Here is a 4,324-nt window from a genome sequence, read left to right on the forward strand (position 1 = left end):
ATCGTGACCCCGCTGATCGAGAAGATCCCCGGCGTCAAGGTGATCGACTGCGGCAAACTCGAGCGGGCCTGCATCATCGAGAAGATCACCCCGCTCCTGATCGGCCTCAACATCAGGAACAAGTGCCAGTTCGGCGGCATCCGGATCACGGGCCTTGAGAAGGGCCGGGCCTGCGACTTGAAGTGATCCAGACCTGCCTGAAACCACAGAGGGGCCTCGACGGCTACGTGCTCCCCCCCTGGCGGTAGAGGGCCGGGAGCCGATTCTTCCCTGATAAAATAGGGGGCTCCCTGCCCCCCGGCAATCTATATGTGAGGATCGATCCGCCTCCGGCATCACGACGTTCCGGCAGGAACGACCGGGCGGACCCTGCTCACAAGAAAGTATTTTGCAGGGGGAGGGCGACAACCTCCACAAGTACGATGTCCGCTGAAAATCTATCGCTCCCGGCATCACGGCAACGAGGGTGGCGGCGCGAGGGTGCGGCATGACGGGCTCCGCGACCGAATACCAGGAGCAGTTCACCCGGATCCTCGACCTGCTCGAAAAGCACGTGACCACGGGAATCTCCGTGACGGCGGTCGCCCGGGAGCTCGGGATCACCCGCATCTCCGCCGCCAAGTATCTCGAACTCCTTGCCGCGAACGGCGACGTCTGCATGGAACGGTTCGGCCAGAAGAAACTCTACCGGCGGTCGCACCGCCTGCCCCTGCGTGAGATCTTCGATCATTCCCCGAACGCGCTCGCGATCCTGGACGCCGAATTCCGGATATGCATGGTGAACGCAAGTTTCATCGCCACCCTCGGCATCCGGCCGGGCCACAGCCTGATCGGGGTTCCGCTCTTCGACCTCGACCTCCGGATCTTCTCTGATATTGGGGTCCGGCGGAACATCGAGCGGATCCACCGGTCGGAGACTTACCTTGACGAGATACAATTGATCGACGAGCGAACGGACCAGATTTACCTCATCAACTTCGCGCCGATCGTCTCGCAGACCGAGAACCCGGAGATCCTGATCACCCTCCGTGAGATCACCGCGTTGAAGAAGATCGAGATCGCCCTGAAGAACTCGGAGCGGAAGATCGCGACCCTCTTCGGGACGGTCCCGAACGGGATCATCATCTTCGCCGCCGATGGGGCTATCCTGAACGCCAACCCTGCCTCGCTCCGGATCCTCGGGCTGCACACCTTTGAGCAGCTCTCCGCCGCGAGCATCTTCACCCTGGCCTGTTCCCCGGGTAAACTGGAATCGCTGATCCATGCTGGAAAAGTGACCGAGATCGAGCTCGCCTGCGACTTCGACCGGATGAAACAGGAGCAGATCCCGAGCGCAAAGTCCGGCGTGGCCTACTTCAATGTGATCTTCACCCCTATCCGGCCCGATAACGGCGGCCCGCCGGACGAGTTCGCCATCCTCTTCAAGGATATCACGAGCGACCGCCGGGAGCGGAAGGATCTCACCTTCAGGGAGTCCCGGTACCGCTCGCTCTTCGAGAACGCCTGCAGCGGCGTGATCGTCTACGGGGTGATCCGGGGCGGTGAGGGGTTCGTCTTCAACGACATCAACCGGGCGGCCGAGAAGATCCTCGGGCTCAAGAAGGAGGAACTGATCGGCCGAAACGTCTGGGACGTCTTCCCCGCTCTCGCCGAACCCGGGTTGCTGGAGGCCGTCCAGGAGGCCTTCTCCCGGGAACGCCCGGTCTTCCTCCAGCCGCTCCAGTACCGGAAGGGAGACGACGTCTGGATCTGGCACTATGTCTTCAAGCTTCCCTCAGGCGAGCTCGCCTCTCTTATGATCGACGTCTCCACAGAGGTCCGCGACGGGAACCACCCGATCTCGGGGACCGGTATTCGGCGATAATCAATAGTATGGAATCCGCCAATCAAGCGACCTGCGCGGCACCGGGAGTGAGCGGCACCGGTACTCCAGAGGGGTCGGGATCCCGGGCGAAGCTCATCGATGAGACGATCCGGGGGGAGGACCATCTCTCATAGTATCATATAAATCCTGCACTCTAGTGATTATCAGTAAAACGAACCTATATGAACAGTCGTACTCTTCTTTCAATCATATACAGGTGACTGTATGAAAGGATTGGCAAGAATTACGAAAGGTGAGATCGGATGGGTTGAGAGAGAGAAGCCTGTTGCAGGACCGCGCGACGCCATTGTCAGGCCGCTGGCTCTTGCACCGTGCTCCTCAGAGCTCCACATGATCTGGGGCGACATGGGCGACTACATGCCGTCCGGCCGCATCATGGGTCATGAGGCTGCCGGTGTCGTCGATTCGGTCGGCAACGAGGTCAGGGATTTCAAACCTGGCGACCGTGTCATCGTCCCCGCGATCACCCCCAACTATCTGCGTGTCCCCTCACAACGGGGCTTTGCCCAGCACTGTGACGGGATGGCTTCCGGCATGCCTTTCTGCACGCAGAAAGACGGCACGTTCGCGGAGTATTTCCATGTCAACGATGCCGACGCCCAGCTCGCCCTGATCCCTGACGGGGTGACCCTGGACCAGGCCGTCATGGTCGGCGACATGATGACCACGGGCTTCTACGGTGCCGAGATGGCCAACGTCCAGCTCGGGTCCACGGTTGCCGTCTTCGGTATCGGGCCGGTCGGGCTGATGGCCGTGGCCGGTGCGCACCTGCTCGGTGCCGCGCGGATCCTCGCTGTGGGGAGCCGGCCGAACGCGGTCAAGGTCGCAAAGGAATACGGCGCGACCGAGATCATCGACTACCACAACGGCGACACGGTCAAGCAGATCATGGACCTGACCAACGGTGCGGGAGTGGATGCCGTGATCACGGCCGGCGGCGGTGTCGAGACCATCGGTCAGGGGATCGAGGTCCTGCAGCCCGGCGGCACGCTCGGGAACATCAACGCCATGGAGCATGCCGAGTCGATCCCCATTCCGCTCGCTGCATGGGGCGCAGGCCTTGCCAACAAGACGATCAAGGGGGATGTCTGTCCCGGCGGACGGGCGAGAATGGAGCGGCTGGCCGCCCTCATCAAGGCCGGGCGGATCGACCCGAGCAAGATGATCACCCACCGGTTCACGAACTTCGAGGATATCGAAGAGGCTCTGCTCCTGATGCACGAGAAGCCGAAGAACCTGATCAAACCCGCAGTAATTCTTGAGTAACCAATCGGAGAGAAAGAACTATGCCAATGTTTGACTTACATGGTCGCGTTGCTGTCGTATCAGGCGCATCATCGGGTATCGGCGTGCAGATGGCAAAGGCCCTGGCTGGCCAGGGTGCGGATATGGCCATCATGGCACGGAGAAAAGAGAAGCTGGACGAAATCGCCGCGGAGATCCGTGCTCTTGGCGTCCGGTGCCTGCCGGTCCAGTGCGACGTCACGAGCACCGAATCGGTCAAGAACGCCGTCAGCGAGATCGTCAAGGAATACGGTAAAGTGGACATCCTGCTGAACAACGCGGGAAACGCTCACATGGCACCGTTCCTCGAGTACTCCGATGAGGGCTGGGAATCGACGATCGCCGTAGACCTCACGGCCGTCTTCAAGGTGGCCCGCGAGTTCGCGAAGGTGATGGTCAAGAACAACTACGGCCGGATCATCAACACGGCCTCGATGTACGGTCTCGTCGGCGCGACGGCATCGACAGTCGGCTACCAGGCGGCGAAGGGCGGCGTGGTCAACCTGACCCGCCAGATGGCGGTCGAACTGGCACCGCACAACATCACCGTGAACGCGCTCTGCCCCGGATTCTTCCCGACGCCGCTGACGAAGTCCGCGCTCGAGTCTCCTGAGTGGAAGGCGTACCTGCAGGCCATGGTTCCCATGAACCGGAACGGACGGGACGGCGAACTGAATCCGGCCATCGTCTACCTGGCAAGCGATGAGGCCAGCTACACCACGGGGACGACCACGGTCGTCGACGGTGGCTACACCTGTATGTAAGTATCGAGAGACGAATACGGAGAATGAACACAATCTGGAAGAGTGAACATTATGACAATTGGAGTAATCGGCGGAACCGGTGGTCAGGGTCTCGGGATCGCTGTCCGGTTTGTAGAGGCAGGAGAAGAGGTCATCATCGGCTCGAGGACGCTTGAGAAGGCGCAGGCAGCCGTAGATAAGGTGAAGGAACTCCTGGGCGACGTCAAGAACGTCCGGGCCATGGCGAACCCCGACGCGGCGAAAGCCGCCGACGTCCTGGTCCTCACGGTGCCGCTTGCGGCCCAGAAGGACACCCTGCTCTCCATCAAGGAGGGCGCCGCGGGAAAACCCTTGATGGACGCAACCGGGCCGCTCGAGTCCTGCATCGGCGGGTCGGCGACGAAGTACATCG

At 61.2% G+C, this 4,324-nt stretch carries 4 protein-coding genes and 1 pseudogene; all 5 read left to right on the plus strand.

Translation table 11 applies throughout. From position 1 onward, the window contains the following. Positions 1–186: pseudogene (locus tag V6K60_RS04590) on the plus strand (NADPH-dependent F420 reductase); the annotation flags it as partial. A 280-nt stretch (positions 187–466) separates the two neighbouring features. Next, on the plus strand, positions 467–1,864 hold the full coding sequence (locus tag V6K60_RS04595; RefSeq protein WP_332449335.1) for a PAS domain S-box protein: 1,398 nt from the start codon (positions 467–469) through the stop codon (positions 1,862–1,864). Positions 1,865–2,089: 225 nt separating this feature from the next. Then, entirely contained in the window at positions 2,090–3,151 is a 1,062-nt protein-coding gene (locus V6K60_RS04600; RefSeq protein ID WP_332449336.1) for an NAD(P)-dependent alcohol dehydrogenase, read from the plus strand. A gap of 26 nt (positions 3,152–3,177) precedes the next feature. Then, entirely contained in the window at positions 3,178–3,933 is a 756-nt protein-coding gene (locus tag V6K60_RS04605) for an SDR family NAD(P)-dependent oxidoreductase (RefSeq protein WP_332449337.1), read from the plus strand. A 51-nt stretch (positions 3,934–3,984) separates the two neighbouring features. Continuing rightward, positions 3,985–4,324: NAD(P)-binding domain-containing protein (locus V6K60_RS04610; RefSeq protein ID WP_332449338.1), on the plus strand; the 340-nt coding region annotated here is incomplete at its 3' end.

Origin of the sequence: Methanoculleus sp. (assembly GCF_036677455.1) — an archaeon.
Taxonomy (GTDB): Archaea; Halobacteriota; Methanomicrobia; order Methanomicrobiales; family Methanoculleaceae; genus Methanoculleus.

Coding starts and splice junctions, on each gene's coding strand:
- V6K60_RS04600 (WP_332449336.1), top strand. CDS start 2,090: ATGAAAGGATTGGCAAGAATTACGAAAGGTGAGATCGGATGGGTTGAG.
- V6K60_RS04605 (WP_332449337.1), top strand. CDS start 3,178: ATGTTTGACTTACATGGTCGCGTTGCTGTCGTATCAGGCGCATCATCG.